Consider the following 16,251-nt stretch of genomic DNA (forward strand, 5'->3'; position numbering starts at 1 on the left):
TGGTAGCCCGTAGGGGAATCGAACCCCTCTTTCCAGGTTGAAAACCTGGCGTCCTAACCGATAGACGAACGGGCCACGCTGGCTTGTGGAGCGCCTTTTACGGTTTCACCGTGACCCCCGCAAGCCGAAAAACGCAAGGTTGTGAAAGTTTTTTGCCGCGCCGGATATCTGGATCAATTGGCCTGTGCCGCGTCTTCAAGCCGGAGTTGAACCGTCTGCCGCCCGCCCCAGCTGTTGACCTCGAGCCGCCCGGCGAAATGGAACCGCGCGCCGCCATGATCTGACAACTTCTCACCCATCGGGCCATCAAATGCACCAAAGGCAATAGCGTCCAATCCGCCGCCGACACCATCTGATAACGACAGCTTCAGATGAGATTCGCCGACGCGCTTGGCAAACCGAACTTGCAGGTCGGGCAGCGCGTATCGTGGGGCAGGGGCGCTGGCCCCAAACGGCCCGGCCTTTTCAATCTGTTCGATCAGGTCGATCGTGGCTGCGCCCGGCATCAGCGTACCGTCCAGTTTCAGGTCGGCGGGGCCGCCTTCGCCCGCGCCCTGTTTGGCCAGCAGTTCGCTCAACCGTGCCATCGCGGGTTCCAGTTGATCGCGCATCACGGTCAGACCCGCTGCCATCTTGTGACCGCCGCCTTTGACCAGCAGCCCCTCGGCCGCCAGACGCTGTATCGAAGCACCCAGATCAACGCCGGATACGGATCGGCCCGAGCCTTTGCCCTCATCCCCGTCAAAACCGATGACAATCGCAGGGCGGTTCGCATTCTCCTTGAGGCGCGATGCCACGATGCCAACCACTCCGGGATGCCAGCCATCGCCTGCCGCCCATACCAGCGGCGCATCCAGACCCCGTTCTTCGGCTTGTTCCATAGCTGCCGCACGCACGACGTTTTCTATGTCGCGGCGTTCGGTGTTCAATTGATCCAAACGCTGCGAGAGAGCCTCGGCCTCGTGTATCGAGTCGGTGCTGAGCAACCGCGCGCCCAGATCAGCCTGCCCAATCCGCCCACCTGCATTGACACGAGGGCCAAGCAGGAACCCGAGGTGATAGCTGTTGGGTGCCGAATCCATGCGGGCCACATCCGACAGCGCCACCAAACCCGGCCTCTGCCTTTGCGCCATGACTTTCAACCCCTGACGCACCAAAGCTCGGTTTGCCCCGATCAGGGGCGCAACGTCTGCCACGGTTGCCAGTGCTACAAGGTCCAGCAATGAGATCAGGTCAGGTCCGTTGGTTCCAAGCGCCCGCAAGTGGCGCCCCGCCTCAACCAGCATCAGAAAGACGACACTCGCGGCGCAGAGATAGCTCAAATCGCCGCTTTCATCTTGCCGGTTGGGGTTCACCACGGCGACACAGTCCGGCAACGTCTCACCGCCCAGATGGTGGTCCAGAACGATCACGTCAGCGCCTTTGGCGGCTGCAATCGGTTCGTGGCTCAAGGTGCCGCAATCGACGCAGAGTATGAGGTCATGCGCCGCAGCCAATTCCTGCATGGCGGGAACGTTGGGGCCATATCCCTCATCAATCCTGTCTGGCACGTACAGGGTCGCTTGTAGCCCCATTTGTCGCAGCCAGACTATAAGCAAAGCCGCGGAACTACCACCATCCACGTCATAATCTGCGAACACTGCGATCCGCTGTTTGGCCCTGACCGCCGCAAGGAAACGGGTCGCTGCTTTTTCCATATCCTTCATAGATCGCGGGTCGGGCAGCAGCTCCTTCAACTTGGGTTCAAGAAACCCCGGTGCTTCCATGGCGGGAACGCCGCGTCGCGCCAGCACCTGACAGACTGCACGGGGCAAGCCCGCCTGTTGGATCAGCATTTCAGTGGCCCGCTCGGTTTCTGCCGACGGTCCAACCCAACGCCGTCCGGTCAATGACTGCTCAACCCCTAAAAAGCTCATGCCCTGCCTTTCATGTGCCAAGGCCGGACCCTCTCGGACCCGGCCTCGTTGTGTGTATGGATACCCTTGCGCGCGGTTCAGGCGCAAGCGGTTAGGCGTTGTCGTGCGACCACATCGGTGTGCGGTAGGACATGCGACGGACCGAGCCGGTTTTCGACCGCATCAGCAGGGTGGTCGTTTCAACCCAGCCGGGCTCGCGCTTGATGCGCGGCAGCAGCGAACCACCGGTCACGCCGGTTGCGGCAAAGATGACGTCAGCGGTAACCATCTCATCGCGGGCATAGACGCGGTCCAGATCGGTGATGCCAGCTTTGGCGGCGCGGCTGCGTTCGTCATCATTGCGGAACAACAGGCGTCCAAAAATCTGACCTCCCATGCATTTCAGCGCTGCTGCGGCCAGCACACCCTCGGGCGCGCCGCCTTGACCCATGTACATGTCGATCCCGGTCACTTCGCTTTCAGCACAGTGCATCACTCCGGCAACGTCTCCGTCGGTGATCAGACGTATTGATGCCCCGGTTTCGCGCACCTCGGCGATCATCGCGTCGTGACGTGGGCGTTCCAGTATGCAGACGGTAATATCAGACGGTTTACACCCCTTTGCCTTGGCCAGAGCCTCAACTCGTTCACGCGGGGTCATGTCGAGGGTCACGACCCCCTCGGGAAAGCCCGGGCCAATCGCCAGCTTGTCCATGTAAACGTCAGGGGCGTGCAGCATTGATCCGCGCGGGCCCATGGCGATCACGGTCAGCGCGTTGGGCATATCCTTGGCGGTCAGGGTTGTGCCCTCCAGCGGGTCCAGCGCGATGTCCACACCGGGGCCATTGCCGGTGCCGACCTCTTCACCGATATACAGCATCGGTGCCTCGTCACGCTCGCCTTCACCGATGACCACGACACCCGCGATGTCCAACAGGTTCAACTGTTCACGCATGGCGTTCACAGCGGCCTGATCCGCCGCTTTTTCATCGCCGCGTCCAACCAGCGAGGCCGAGGCAAGCGCGGCCTGCTCTGCGACACGCGCCAGGCCCAAAGACAACAGGCGGTCGTTGAAATCAATCTTGGCAGCACTCATTTTTCACTATCCTCAGGTCACTGTCGGTTTTTATCTCGGCATAGCCCGCGTTTCAGGTTTACCGCAAGTGTCAAACCTCTTCGATGCGCAAGGCGACGGGTTCGTCTGCCACCACATCGGCATTGCGGAAGCCTTCCAGCGCGATATCCAGCGTCGCACGTGTGGTTTTGTGGGTGACGATCAGGACCGGGGCTGTGCTCTCGGAATGACCGTACTGGCGCATCCGGTCGATTGAGACGCCTGCATCCCCCAGAATGGACGCCACTTTGGCCAGCGCGCCGGGTTTGTCGAACAAAGCAAGGCGTACATAATAGGGGGCGGGCAGTCCGGTCACTGCGGCCTGCGCATCCTGTAACGAGGTTGCGGGGCGGCCAAAGGTCGGAATCTGTAATCCGCGCGCCAGATCGCACACATCGCCCATGACGGCGCTGGCGGTTGGTCCCTCACCGGCGCCGGGGCCGCGCAGAACGACCTGTTCGACGGAATCGCCTTCGATCACGACCATGTTTGTGCCGCCTTCAAGTTGCCCCAAGGCCGATGTGCTGGGCACCAAACAGGGTTGCATCCTCTGTTCCAGACCACGGGCCGAGCGCTGTGCGACACCCAGCAGCTTGATGCGATACCCCATATCGTCTGCCTGGTGGATGTCTTCCAGGCTGATCTGCTGAATGCCTTCGATCTGAATGCCGTCAAAGTTCGGTTTGGTCCCAAACGCGATCGAAGACAGAAGTGCCAGCTTATGCGCCGCATCAATGCCGCCGACGTCAAGGTTTGGGTCAGCCTCAAGGTATCCCAACTCGGCGCATTCTTCGAACAGAGCGTTATAGCCCAGTTCCTCCGACTGCATCCGGGTCAGGATGTAATTGCAGGTTCCGTTCATCACGCCCATGACGCGTTTGATCTCGTTTCCGGCCAGCCCTTCGGTCAGGGATTTGATGACCGGAATGCCACCTGCAACGGCTGCTTCGAACCGGATCACGCGGCCTGCGGCCTCGGCCTTTTCGGCCAATTCCTGACCGTGGATCGCCAGCAACGCCTTGTTGGCGGTGACCACATCCTTGCCGCTGGCCAGTGCTGCTTCGACCGAGGCTTTGGCCGGGCCATTCTCGCCACCAATCAACTCCACGAACACGTCGATATCATCGCGTTTGGCAAGGGCTACGGGGTCTGACTCCCACGCATAGTCTGACAGGTTTACACCGCGGTCCTTTTTCGCATCACGTGCGGAGACGGCAGTGATTTCGATCTGCCGACCAGTACGCGCCTGCAGCAGGTCCGCATGGCGGCGGATGATCTTCACGACACCCACGCCAACTGTTCCCAAGCCCGCAATTCCCAGCCGCAGCGCCTGTGTCATCCCGTGGGTTCCTTTCCGCTCGAAAATTTCCGTTGCACTGGGCCTGTCGCCCGTTCAGCGCTGCCTTATCGGGTTCGGCGCTAGGGTGCAATGCGTCGCGGTCCGAACTGGGGTGAATCCCAAGGGGTCAGTTGATTTCAGTGTTTTGGAGGTCCTGCGACTTTTTCTCAAGCGCTTCGCGCCGCGCCTTCAAATCTTCTTCGACATCAGCCGCTTCGCTCGCTGGTTCAACCGGGGGTCCAAGTGCCTCTTGCAGGGGAATAAGCTTGGGATAGCGGGCCGATCTGAGCTCGGGCGGTTCGCTTCCTTCCAGCTCGGGGAAATCTGCGCAGCCAGCGCAAATCAGCACCAAGATCAGCAACGGCAGAGGCTTCATACGGAACCCTTTCAAGGTCGATACCAACCGTGATGCACCTTTTGTCGCGCTGGTTCAAGCGGGCTTCTATTTGAACATACGTTCAGATACTGTGAAGCGATGGCACGCACACAAGGTTCACATTCCGATATCACCGGCCCGCGAATCCGAAAAGCGGCATTGGGATTGTTCGCCCGCCACGGTTATGCGGCGGTATCCATGCGCCAGATCGCGGCCGAGGTCGGGGTGCAGGCCGGGGCGCTGTACAACTACACGCCGGACAAGCAGAGCCTTCTATTCCACCTGATGCATGAGCACATGCAAGAGCTTTTGTCGGCTTTCGGCGAACTTGCGCAGCCTGAGAATGCCTTTGAGGCGTTACACCAGTTCGTAAGGTTCCACATCCGGTTCCATCTTGAGCGCCCGGATGAAGTATTCATTGCCTACATGGAGTTGCGCAATCTGACGCCCGAAAACTTTTCGGAAATCGAAGCCTTGCGCCGTAGATATGAAGACGCGTTGGAGGCCATCCTGCGCAAAGGGCAGGGGGCCGGTCTGTTCGATATTGCGGATACCAAGGTCGCCACACTTGCCGTTATTGCCATGCTGAACGGGGTGATGACCTGGTATCGCGCAGGTGGTCGTCTGTCTCTGGACGAGGTTGAGCAGAATTATTGGGATATGGTCCGCCGCTCGGTCTCGGCCTGACGGTCTTAGTGTGCCGGCTGGATGAAGGTTCCGTTCCGCAACTCGCGGAAGGCTTTCTCAAGCTCTGCCCGCGTGTTCATGACGATCGGACCATGCCAGGCGACAGGTTCGGCAATTGGCGCGCCTGAGATCAGCAGGAACCGCACGCCTTCAGGCCCGGCCTGCACGGTTATCTCATCACCGGTGCCAAACCGGACAAGCGTTCTGTCGCCGGACATGTCACGGATGTTCACCTCTTGCCCCGCAACTTCTTTTTCCAGAAGGACACCAGTGGGTTGCGACGCATCTGCAAAAGCGGCCTGACCTTCAAAGATATAGGCAAAAGCTCGACGATAGGTGTCGATGCGAAAGGTCTTCTTGACGCCCGCCGGAACGCGAACGTCCAGATATTGCGGATCGGCGGCAATCCCGTCGACAGGGCCGGTCTTACCCCAGAATTCGCCCACAATCACGCGAACCGTTGTACCGTCATCATCAGTAACTTCGGGGATTTCCTTGCTTTGCACATCCTGATAGCGCGGTGCCGTCATTTTCTGCGCCGACGGCAAGTTGCCCCACAGTTGGAACCCATGCATCTGACCGGTGGCGTTACCTGTTGGCATCTCTTGGTGCAGGATTCCGGACCCGGCGGTCATCCACTGAACGTCGCCTGCGCCGAGTGTCCCGCTGTTGCCCAGCGAATCCGAATGTTCGACCTCGCCTGCAAGCACATATGTGATCGTCTCGATCCCGCGATGCGGGTGCCAGGGGAAACCGGCCTGATAATCGCGCGGCCGCTCGTTCCGAAAGTCGTCAAACAGCAAAAACGGGTCAAGCTCTGACGGGTCATGAAACCCGAAAGCGCGGTGCAACTTGACGCCCGCGCCCTCAAGCGTGGGGGTGGCTTTGCGGGTTTCCAAAACTGGTCGTAGGGACATTGTGGCCTCCAATAGCTTGGGCATGCATGTAAGATAAGCATGATGAGGGTCAATCAGCAGAAATAAACGGTCACTGTGCGGGAATCTGCCCCTCTGTCATTTCCGGATCAAAGCGGCTAAACCCTCGGAAAAATCGCAGGGGTTCACATGCATCAAGACGTACTGGCCACTATTCAACCTTCACCTGCAAGACGCTGGCTGGGTGTTGGCATGCTTAGTATTGTCGGCGGATTGGTCCTGTTCGTGGCCATTACACGACCGCCTGAGCCGATGTGGCTGATTTTCCTCATTGCAGTAGGGGGGGGAACGTTCTGGCTGGCGTACCGCATGTGGCAAGCGACCTCTGATTCGATTGAGTTGACAGAGACCGAGCTCCGAACCGGGACAGGGCGCCTCATTGCGAAAGTAGAGGATATTGAAGCCGTCGACAGGGGCGTTTTCGCGTTCAAACCGTCAAACGGGTTTCTGCTAAAAACACGAAATAGCGCAGAAAACAGTTGGGATCCTGGCCTGTGGTGGCGTTTGGGGCGCCGTGTCGGCGTCGGCGGAATGACAACGGCCGCCGAAACCAAGTTTGTATCTGAGGTGCTGACGGCCCTGATTACGCAGTACAGAAATCAGCAGAAAGATCATCGCCGTTAATCTGGTCGGCGACACGCGGCCGGGTGAAAATGAAATTCTTAAACTGGTAGTCTGTATCCAACCAAGGTGGTTTTACCTTCCAGGCATAGTCGTTCTCTGTCTCGACAATTATCAAAGGTTCCAGATCTGACAGCGGTGGAAGGTAGTCACGCAAAGCCTCAACGTTTTCGGTTGTCCAGATGTCTGCGTACCCACAGCGTGTCGACCAGTCGACGACAAGACGGTCTTCATCTTCCTTGAACCTGATGAAAGTCAGGCGCATTTTTAGTTCGGATTCGCTATTAATCATTCGTTGCATCAATAGGTGCATCGAATTTGCGTAAGTATTGTTTATTCCATCTTTTTCGCGAGAAATAAGATCACTTACCGTGTAAGCAGCCTTCAGATTTGCAGTACTTTGTCGAAACGCGTCATAGAACGTATAGGTCAGCGAAACGGTCATAACAAACAAAGGGAAGATCAACAGAGCTTCCACAGTGAGGGCACCATTTTCACGCCGTAGCCATCTGCCTAGGAATTGACGGGTGTTCAAGAAAACACGCAACATATCAAGGCTCCTGAACGAAGGCAGTGGTTGCTGTAAGTGCGATCAGACCATCGTCATTTACCAATGCTCGGCCCATTGACGACGTAGGGAAAACCGGATCGACGATCGCACAGGCGCGTAGGATCATAAGTTCATTCGGCGGGCCATTCGTGAATTCGCGGACGGGTTTGGCCTCCTCCGACCGGTCTGTGCAATCCGGTTCCGCCGGAAGTGTTACGCCGGTAAATGCGCTCTGACGGATCATCTCAAGCTGCAAGTTGTTACTGCAGTCGTCGATAACCAGCGACTGTTCACAGATCGCCTCCTTGATTTGATCATGGGTCGGCCCGGACCCGGTTCCAAGCCGGATATCCCGGACGACCAGATCAACAGACCGTTCAAGCATCGACTGTTTGACCGTCACCAACGCGTACTCCACCGCGCATAAAATAAAGGCGAGGTATAGTGGGAACAGAATGACGAATTCAACCACCAGACTGCCTTCTTCTGAGCGTCGAAAGCGAAGTACGTTATGCCAAGCTCGGCGTGTCATTGGGTCAACTTCAAACGTTTGATCGATGCGGCGATCGATTCGAACACTTCTTCAAGGGTCAGGTTGCTGGAGCCGAGAGTTCCATCGCTGTTGACCTTATATACCGTGCTGGGTTTGCTGGCGCAGTCTTCGATCGTGGTCACCCCGACCGGAGGTGCCTCGAATGCGATTCCGTATACGATCACGCCTTTATTCTTGGCAGCGGCGCAAATATCGGATGTCCGTGTGTTTTTGGTCGACGAACCGATAGAGTTATACGCTCGGTTGTAATGATTTCTGATGTTATTGTCTTGCCAAGCATAGTTGTATTCAGCGTTCCAGCGCAGCGAAACGCGGTTGAACAATTGTGGGTAAGTCAGGCGAATGGGATCACCAGCCTGCGAGTCCTTGTCGCCGTAACGGTGGTCCTTGTATTTTCTCTGCCGCGTCCAGTAGTAACGCGGCGGGTCGCCCGGATCAGAAATCCGTACGCTATATTCGCCCTTTTTGCCGTCCCAGTGAACGTAGTCAGCGTTGAACCACACGTCCGAATTTCCGTCGCGTAAAGAGCTTTTGAGCCTGTACTGTGACGTGTTTTCGCCATCGGTGAAGACGATCATGACCTTCTGAACATCATCCTCATAGTTCTTTGGACGATCTTTGAAGGTCGCTGGAACAATTGTTTTTGTCGAAGACGGGCTTACCCTTTCTTTCGACAACTGGTTGATGATGCCTTGGAATTCAGGGTCCAGCAGAGCCATACCCCATTTCACACCGATATCGATCGAGGTATTGCCGAAAGCAGTCAGGTCGTCGATACGCGCATGCAGATCGGCGACGACGTTTGTATGCGCGGTGATTTCACTGCCGGGACGTGTGGGGCAAGTAGGATAGCGGTTTTCTTCCCATGGACTTCCACGTGATGGTCTGTAGCGATCGAAATGGGCTGTCCGTTGATATGACAACGTCGGATCCAACGTTGCCTGTCGAAAATCTGACCCGCTAAAATTCAGGCAATGCGAGTAACTATGTTCCGATGTAACGTTGGTAAACTTGCCCAGTAGATTCTCACCAGCGTTCACCTGCGTGGCGTAGGGGATGATTGAGATCGAGATTTTGTCAGGGTTTTCTTTAGAATACATCTCGGTCACGAAGGTCTTGGCCGCCTTGCGCAGAACTTCGATCTTGGTTTTCCCTTCGGTGGCTGAGGCCCTGTTCATCGAGCCGGACATGTCCAGAACCAAAGAAATCTCGACGGAACCGACGGATTCCTCGGCAGTACTGGCAACGTTGGCCGTCAGGGTTTCAATGCCCGAAAACCGCATGAAGTGCGTTTGGACAACCGTAGAGGCCGTAGCACTTACCTTCCTGGAGCCGATCCCTTCGACTACCACCGGCTCTCCCGTAAGCTTGTCCTTTAGACCTGACTTCTCCATGTAAGCTTTAACCACTGACGCAGGCGGTTGTTGTTGCTTTAGGTTGGCAGACGCAAGAACCGCACGGTCAAGTGTGCCCTGAAGGTTTGCTCTGTCGCGCTCAAAATGCATGATGTCGACACCGATGCCCGTTGTCGCAAACATGACGATCAGTCCGATAATCACGAACAGTGTAAAGACGGCGCCATCTTCTTGCTTGGCGAAGATGCCGGCGAACCGACGCGCTTTTGAGAGCTTTTTTTCAAATTTATGTGCGCCACATTGAATTATGCGCTTCTTCATATTGACGACCTCGCTGAGCAGACATCCGTACTGCTGAGGAAAAAATAACTTTCAGAAAATTAGTGTCGAAACGTGGCGGGAATTTGGCGAAAAAGCCGCTGACTTGGTCGGTTTGCCTGAAAAAGCGGGATAATTTTCGGACATCTTGTGGATCTGTTTTCGAATGGGTAACAATTCTGACTGTGTAGTGCGGGATCGGCGACTCACGGCCAAGTGACAGTTTCTTTCCCGGTTTTCGGGTTTTATTTCTGCTTAATTATTGATCGTTAACGCATTGGGTGCGACAAGACGTCAGAACGCATGTCGTTCGCTGGCACGGAGGACTCAATGACGGCCGTTAAAGAACCCAGTTTTCGCGAGAGTGTGGACCTTATGTTCAACAGGGCGGCGTCCCTGATGGATTTGCCTCCGGGGTTGGAAGAAAAAATCCGGGTCTGCAACGCCACTTATACCGTTCGGTTCGGTGTACGCCTGCGTGGACAGATTCACACGTTCACCGGTTATCGCTCGGTTCATTCCGAACACATGGAGCCGGTGAAGGGTGGTATCCGATACGCAATGGCCGTGAACCAGGACGAGGTTGAGGCGCTGGCAGCCCTGATGACCTATAAATGTGCTTTGGTCGAAGCGCCGTTTGGTGGCTCAAAAGGGGGGTTGCGCATTGACCCTAGGCAATACGAAGAGCACGAGTTGGAGCAGATCACGCGGCGGTTTGCCTACGAGTTGGCCAAGCGTGACCTGATCAATCCGTCTCAGAACGTTCCTGCGCCCGATATGGGCACGAGCGAGCGTGAGATGGCCTGGATGGCAGATCAGTATACACGCATGAACACCACTGACATCAACGCACGGGCCTGTGTGACGGGAAAGCCTCTGAACGCGGGTGGTATCTCGGGCCGGGTTGAGGCGACAGGGCGGGGCATTCAGTACGCGCTGCGCGAGTTCTTCCGCCATTCCGAAGATGTGAAGAAGGCAGGTCTGTCGGGAAAATTGGACGGCAAGCGCGTGATCGTTCAAGGCTTGGGCAATGTGGGTTACCATGCCGCCAAGTTCCTGAGCGAAGAGGATGGATCAAGAGTTGTCGGCATCATCGAATGGGATGGAGCGCTTTATAACCCCGAGGGGATTGATGTCGAAGCAGTCCGACAATGGATTGTGAAACACGGCGGTGTAAAAGACTATCCCGATGCGACACATTCGGCCGATGGAGCCACGGTTCTTGAGGCGGAATGCGATATTCTCATTCCGGCTGCGCTTGAGGGTGTCATCAACCTAACCAACGCCGAGCGGATTAAGGCACCTTTGATCATCGAGGCGGCCAACGGTCCAGTGACGGCTGGCGCAGATGAGATTCTGCGTGACAAGGGCACGGTTATTATCCCCGACATGTATGCGAATGCCGGTGGTGTGACGGTGTCTTATTTCGAGTGGGTCAAGAACCTCAGTCATATCCGGTTTGGCCGCATGCAGCGCCGTCAGGAAGAGGCGCGGCACGAGTTGATTGTCAGCGAATTGGAACGGTTGGACCGATATCTTGGCGATGCGTGGTCGATGTCCCCGGATTTCAAGGCGAAGTACCTCAAAGGCGCGGATGAGCTGGAATTGGTGCGGTCGGGTCTCGACGACACAATGCGCATTGCCTATCAGTCCATGCGCGAGGTTTGGCACGACCGCGACGATGTCGAAGATCTACGTACGGCGGCGTATATCGTGGCCATTGACCGGGTCTCGAAAAGCTATCGCGCCAAGGGGCTGTAATCGTTTGTTCGCGGGGCGGTCGGGCCAAAGTCTGACCGCTTCGGGCGCCTGTTCGACCTTATCCGTACCACCTGGCAAAAACGGTGATAGCAGGCGGTCCCTCGGGCGGGTAAGCTGCCGTGAATGAAACGATTCCGGGAGACTCTCATGTTGCGCACCGCCCTAGCTGCCTTTGTGCTGCTGGCCACACCTTTGGCGGCCGAAGAAACCAAAGAACAAAGCTGCCAGTATCAGGCCGATGTCGTTGCGGCGATTCAAAGGGCCCGATTGGACAAGGTCAAGGAACGCGACGTGCCTCAAGCGGTGGCTGAGACGTCGCCGACATGGCCAGAAAACTACAATGCTGCGATCCCACTGATTACCCCTTGGGTGTATGAGCAAAAGATGCGTGATGTGCGAAAAAAAGATTTAGGCGCGGCTTGGTTAGAGCTTTGCCTGCAACAATAGTCCACAGGGCCGCGATTTCTCTGTGGACAACAGCGCGCTGTGCTCTTGGCGCGCGTCTACAATTCTGCCAAGCTTGACCCATGTCACTGCCCCCCGGATTTCTTGATGAACTGCGTACCCGGCTCAGCCTGTCTCAGGTTGTTGGGCGCAAGGTTATGTGGGATCAGCGCAAGTCCAACCAGGGCAAGGGCGATATGTGGGCGCCGTGCCCGTTCCACCATGAAAAGACCGCGTCTTTCCATGTCGATGACCAAAAGGGATTTTACTACTGCTTCGGGTGCCACGCCAAAGGCGATGCGATCAGCTTTGTGAAAGAGACCGAGAATGTCTCGTTCATCGAAGCGGTTGAGATTCTGGCGCGCGAGGCAGGAATGCCGATGCCCGCCCGAGACCCGAAGGCACAGGAAAAGCAGGATCGCCGCTCGCAACTTGCTGACGTGATGGAGCAAGCGGTTCAGTTCTTTCGCTTGCAACTGAAAACTGGGGCAGGGGGTGCCGCGCGCGATTACCTGACTCGCCGCGGGTTGGACGCGCAGGCGTTGGAACGTTGGGAGATTGGGTTTGCCCCAGACGGCTGGCAAGCCCTTTGGGATCATCTCCGTGGCAAGAGCATCGAGGAAGATCTGATCCTTGCCGCAGGGCTGGCGAAGCCGTCAAACAAGGGCAAGAAACCCTACGATACTTTCCGCAACAGGATCATGTTCCCGATCCGTGACCCACGCGGTCGCTGTATCGCTTTCGGCGGTCGGGCGATGGACCCCAGTGATAATGCCAAGTACCTGAATTCGCCTGAGACCGAGCTGTTCGACAAGGGTCGCAGTCTTTACAATCATGGTCCCGCACGGCAATCGGCTGGCAAGGGGCAGCCCTTGATCGTTGCGGAAGGCTACATGGACGTGATTGCGCTGGCCGAGGCCGGATTCGGCGCGTCGGTAGCGCCTTTGGGCACCGCGATCACCGAACATCAGTTGCAACTGCTGTGGCGCATTGCGGATGAGCCGATCATCGCCCTTGACGGTGATACCGCAGGCCTACGCGCCGCGATGCGCGCTGTTGATCTGGCGCTACCGCTTTTGGAGGCCGGCAAATCCCTTCGCTTCGCCTTGATGCCCGAAGGCAAGGACCCCGATGACTTGCTGCGAGCCGAAGGGGCAGGGGCGGTGCAGGCCGTGTTGGATGGGGCCATTCCGATGGTCAAATTGCTGTGGCAGCGCGAAACCGAAGGCAAGGTCTTTGATAGCCCCGAGCGCAAGGCGGCACTGGATAAGGTACTACGCGACAAGATCAAACTGATCCGCGACCCGTCGATACGGTCTCACTATGGCCAAGAGATCAAGGACCTTCGCTGGCAGCTTTTCCGTCCGCAGCGCCAAACTCAGGGCCGGCAATGGCAGCCGCGCGGTAAATGGCAAACACAGAAACAACCCGCAACCGCCGGCGCGCGGGCCTCATTCCTTGCATCGTCCGAAAATGCCGAGATCCAGTTGCGGGAAGCTGCCATTCTGGCCATTTCAATTCTGAATCCGCAAGTTGTGGTGCAATTCGAGCATCAGTTAGAAGATATGGAATGCCGTGATCCTGATCATGCGGTGCTGCGAAACGCGCTCCTGCGCCACGCGACAGATGATCCAGACAACCTTAAAGACCACATCGCTGCATCTTTGGGGCCCGAAGCCCTTGAAAACCTGCTGGCCCTTCGCCATGTCGCAGTGATCCCTTGTGTGTATAAACCAGGCGACGTTGAAAAGGCCGAGATGACCCTGGCCGAAGAACTCGCAAAAATCAAAGCGCTCCGGGGGTTGGATGCAGAGATTGCCGAAGCCGAAGAGGAGCTGTCTGATCTGGCAGATGAGGCGTTGACATATCGTCTGGCGCAAGCCGCCGAAGAGCGCAACCGCGCAAGCCGGAGCCAGAATGAAGACAGGGCCGTTTTTGACGTCGCAGACAATGGTGCGCGCATTAATCGCGACGAAAAAGACGCGTTCGAGGCGATTATGTCGGGAATCAATTTCGAACGAAAACGCCGTTAAGGTGGTGTTTTCGTAAGGCACTGGAAAAGAAAAACAGGTAAACGGGTAGCCGAATCATTTCTACGCGCTAATGATTCGGTCAAACGAATCACCCATCCCTGCAGGAGCATTGAATGGCCGCCAAGGATACGAACGAAGACCGCAAATCCGACGAGCAGGAACAGGAAATCTCGCTGGATATGAGCCAGGCCCAGGTCAAGAAGATGATCGCTGAGGCCCGCGAGAAGGGGTATATCACCTACGACCAGCTCAATCAGGTTCTACCACCGGATCAGGTCAGCTCGGAACAGATCGAAGACGTCATGTCGATGCTGTCCGAAATGGGCATCAACATCATCGAAGATGAAGAAGCCGAAGAAGAAGAAAACAAAGGCTCGACCGAACTTACCACGACCGAAAGTAACCGTGAGGTTGCGTTGGCTGGTGCTGCCACCGAAAAGCTGGACCGCACCGATGACCCCGTCCGCATGTACCTGCGTGAGATGGGCAGCGTTGAACTGCTGAGCCGCGAAGGCGAGATTGCCATCGCCAAACGGATTGAGGCTGGTCGCAACACCATGATCGCAGGGCTGTGCGAAAGCCCGCTGACCTTCCAGGCGATCACCATCTGGCACGACGAACTTCTTTCCGAAGATATTCTGCTGCGCGACGTCATCGATCTTGAGGCCACGTTCGGCAACCAGATGGACGAAGACGGTGATGTCGAAGAGCCTGTCGTTGACACATCTGTCGTTCAGGCCGCAAAGCCTGCAAAGGAAGAAGGCCCAGAACTGGACGCAGACGGCAATCCGATCGCCAGCGATGATGACGATGATGAGGACGATCAGGCCAATATGTCGCTGGCTGCGATGGAAGCCGCGCTGAAAGATCAGGTTCTGACCACGCTTGAGCGTATTTCGACGGACTTCTCGATGCTGTCGGAAATGCAGGATAGCCGGATTTCCGCCACGTTGAACGAAGATGGTTCGTTCAGTGCAAAGGATGAAGCAACCTATCAAAAGTTGCGGGCCGAAATTGTCGAACTGGTGAATGGTCTGCATCTGCATAACAACCGGATTGAGGCGCTGATCGACCAGCTTTACGGCATTAACCGCCGCGTCATGTCGCTGGACAGTGCGATGGTGAAGCTGGCGGATCAGGCGCGCATTAACCGTCGTGAATTCATTGACGCCTATCGCGGCCGCGAACTGGACCCGAACTGGATGGCCGAGATGGCTGAAAAACCGGGCCGGGGCTGGCAGATGTTCATCGAACGCTCGACCGACAAGGTCGAGGAACTGCGCAACGATATGGCCCAGGTGGGTCAGTATGTCGGTCTGGATATCAGCGAATTCCGCCGTATCGTACAGCAGGTTCAGAAGGGTGAGAAGGAGGCTCGGCAGGCCAAGAAAGAAATGGTCGAAGCCAACCTGCGCCTTGTGATCTCGATTGCGAAAAAATACACCAACCGCGGCCTGCAATTCCTGGATCTTATTCAGGAAGGCAACATAGGTTTGATGAAAGCGGTGGATAAGTTCGAATATCGCCGCGGCTACAAATTCTCGACCTACGCGACGTGGTGGATCCGTCAGGCGATTACCCGGTCGATTGCGGATCAGGCTCGTACGATCCGTATCCCGGTTCACATGATCGAGACGATCAACAAACTGGTTCGGACTGGTCGCCAGATGCTGCACGAGATCGGCCGCGAGCCTACGCCCGAGGAACTGGCCGAAAAGCTGCAGATGCCGCTTGAGAAGGTTCGGAAGGTGATGAAGATCGCCAAAGAGCCGATTAGCCTTGAAACACCAATTGGCGACGAAGAAGACAGCCAACTGGGCGATTTCATCGAGGACAAAAATGCGGTTCTGCCTCTGGACAGCGCCATTCAGGAAAACCTCAAGGAAACGACCACAAGGGTTCTGGCGTCACTTACTCCGCGTGAGGAACGCGTCCTGCGGATGCGATTTGGCATCGGTATGAACACCGATCACACGCTGGAAGAAGTCGGCCAACAGTTCAGCGTGACCCGCGAACGTATCCGTCAAATTGAAGCAAAAGCGCTGCGCAAGCTGAAGCACCCCAGTCGGTCGCGTAAGCTGCGATCCTTCCTGGATCAATAATACCAAAGGCGCCTCATTCGAGGCGCCTTTTTTGATCACGAAAACTCACGTTGACCGCTTTTCCAGTAAAATTGGCGGCAACTCACAAGGCGAAGTCAATACGCCCCTTTATATGCTTAGTGTCCACTCACGGGACAGGCCGGGGCGAGGCTGAGTTGCCCATGACCC

Annotated in this window: 14 protein-coding genes and 1 tRNA gene; 6 read left to right on the plus strand and 9 right to left on the minus strand. The window is 56.6% G+C overall.

Translation table 11 applies throughout. The features are described from left to right. The 5 genes from AC2FIT_RS08130 to AC2FIT_RS08150 form a co-directional block, all read right to left on the minus strand. A tRNA-Glu gene (locus AC2FIT_RS08130) sits at positions 1-75 on the minus strand. Positions 76-173: 98 nt separating this feature from the next. Further along, complete coding sequence (gene recJ, locus AC2FIT_RS08135; RefSeq protein WP_496828811.1) at positions 174-1,916, minus strand: single-stranded-DNA-specific exonuclease RecJ; 1,743 nt, start codon at positions 1,914-1,916, stop codon at positions 174-176. Between the two features lie 91 nt (positions 1,917-2,007). After that, positions 2,008-2,991 (minus strand): class II fructose-bisphosphatase, encoded by a 984-nt coding sequence (gene glpX / locus AC2FIT_RS08140; RefSeq protein ID WP_224890313.1) that lies wholly within the window; start codon positions 2,989-2,991, stop codon positions 2,008-2,010. Between the two features lie 70 nt (positions 2,992-3,061). Continuing rightward, the gene (locus AC2FIT_RS08145) at positions 3,062-4,348 is read right to left on the minus strand and encodes a homoserine dehydrogenase (RefSeq protein WP_496828384.1); all 1,287 of its coding nucleotides are present in this window, start codon (positions 4,346-4,348) and stop codon (positions 3,062-3,064) included. Between the two features lie 127 nt (positions 4,349-4,475). Further along, positions 4,476-4,724, minus strand: a complete 249-nt coding sequence (locus tag AC2FIT_RS08150) for a hypothetical protein (RefSeq protein ID WP_496828386.1) — start codon at positions 4,722-4,724, stop codon at positions 4,476-4,478. Between the two features lie 99 nt (positions 4,725-4,823). Between AC2FIT_RS08150 and AC2FIT_RS08155 the strand changes: the two genes are divergently transcribed. Next, positions 4,824-5,411, plus strand: coding sequence for a TetR/AcrR family transcriptional regulator (locus AC2FIT_RS08155; RefSeq protein WP_496828388.1), 588 nt, complete (start codon positions 4,824-4,826; stop codon positions 5,409-5,411). A gap of 5 nt (positions 5,412-5,416) precedes the next feature. On the opposite strand, the gene AC2FIT_RS08160 is transcribed toward AC2FIT_RS08155, so the two are convergent. Further along, positions 5,417-6,328, minus strand: a complete 912-nt coding sequence (locus tag AC2FIT_RS08160) for a pirin family protein (RefSeq protein ID WP_496828390.1) — start codon at positions 6,326-6,328, stop codon at positions 5,417-5,419. 147 nt (positions 6,329-6,475) lie between these two features. On the opposite strand from AC2FIT_RS08160, the gene AC2FIT_RS08165 reads away from it, so the two are divergent. Beyond that, positions 6,476-6,970 (plus strand): hypothetical protein, encoded by a 495-nt coding sequence (locus AC2FIT_RS08165; RefSeq protein WP_496828392.1) that lies wholly within the window; start codon positions 6,476-6,478, stop codon positions 6,968-6,970. On the opposite strand, the gene AC2FIT_RS08170 is transcribed toward AC2FIT_RS08165, so the two are convergent. Genes AC2FIT_RS08170 through AC2FIT_RS08180 form a run of 3 tightly spaced genes read right to left on the minus strand, consistent with a single transcriptional unit; the run spans position 6,930 to position 9,746 of the window. Beyond that, the gene (locus AC2FIT_RS08170) at positions 6,930-7,517 is read right to left on the minus strand and encodes a TadE/TadG family type IV pilus assembly protein (protein WP_496828394.1); all 588 of its coding nucleotides are present in this window, start codon (positions 7,515-7,517) and stop codon (positions 6,930-6,932) included. The two genes, AC2FIT_RS08165 and AC2FIT_RS08170, sit on opposite strands and share 41 nt — an antisense overlap. A gap of 1 nt (position 7,518) precedes the next feature. Beyond that, positions 7,519-8,049: a TadE/TadG family type IV pilus assembly protein gene (locus AC2FIT_RS08175; protein WP_496828396.1), complete on the minus strand. Its 531-nt coding sequence runs from the start codon at positions 8,047-8,049 to the stop codon at positions 7,519-7,521. Then, a complete protein-coding gene (locus AC2FIT_RS08180) occupies positions 8,046-9,746 on the minus strand; it encodes a TadE/TadG family type IV pilus assembly protein (protein WP_496828398.1) in 1,701 nt (566 codons plus the stop codon). The genes AC2FIT_RS08175 and AC2FIT_RS08180 overlap by 4 nt, the downstream gene beginning before the upstream one ends. A 327-nt stretch (positions 9,747-10,073) precedes the next feature. Here AC2FIT_RS08180 and AC2FIT_RS08185 point away from each other — a divergent pair, with 327 nt between their 5' ends. From AC2FIT_RS08185 to rpoD, 4 genes are all read left to right on the plus strand, one after another. Further along, positions 10,074-11,504: a Glu/Leu/Phe/Val family dehydrogenase gene (locus AC2FIT_RS08185; RefSeq protein ID WP_496828400.1), complete on the plus strand. Its 1,431-nt coding sequence runs from the start codon at positions 10,074-10,076 to the stop codon at positions 11,502-11,504. Between the two features lie 147 nt (positions 11,505-11,651). Next, complete coding sequence (locus AC2FIT_RS08190; protein ID WP_496828402.1) at positions 11,652-11,951, plus strand: hypothetical protein; 300 nt, start codon at positions 11,652-11,654, stop codon at positions 11,949-11,951. A gap of 80 nt (positions 11,952-12,031) precedes the next feature. Then, a complete protein-coding gene (gene dnaG / locus AC2FIT_RS08195; protein ID WP_496828404.1) occupies positions 12,032-13,981 on the plus strand; it encodes a DNA primase in 1,950 nt (649 codons plus the stop codon). A 113-nt stretch (positions 13,982-14,094) separates the two neighbouring features. After that, on the plus strand, positions 14,095-16,083 hold the full coding sequence (gene rpoD, locus AC2FIT_RS08200) for an RNA polymerase sigma factor RpoD (protein WP_068334388.1): 1,989 nt from the start codon (positions 14,095-14,097) through the stop codon (positions 16,081-16,083). The last annotated feature ends 168 nt before the right edge of the window (positions 16,084-16,251 follow it).

This window comes from Ruegeria sp. YTSA135, assembly GCF_059610165.1.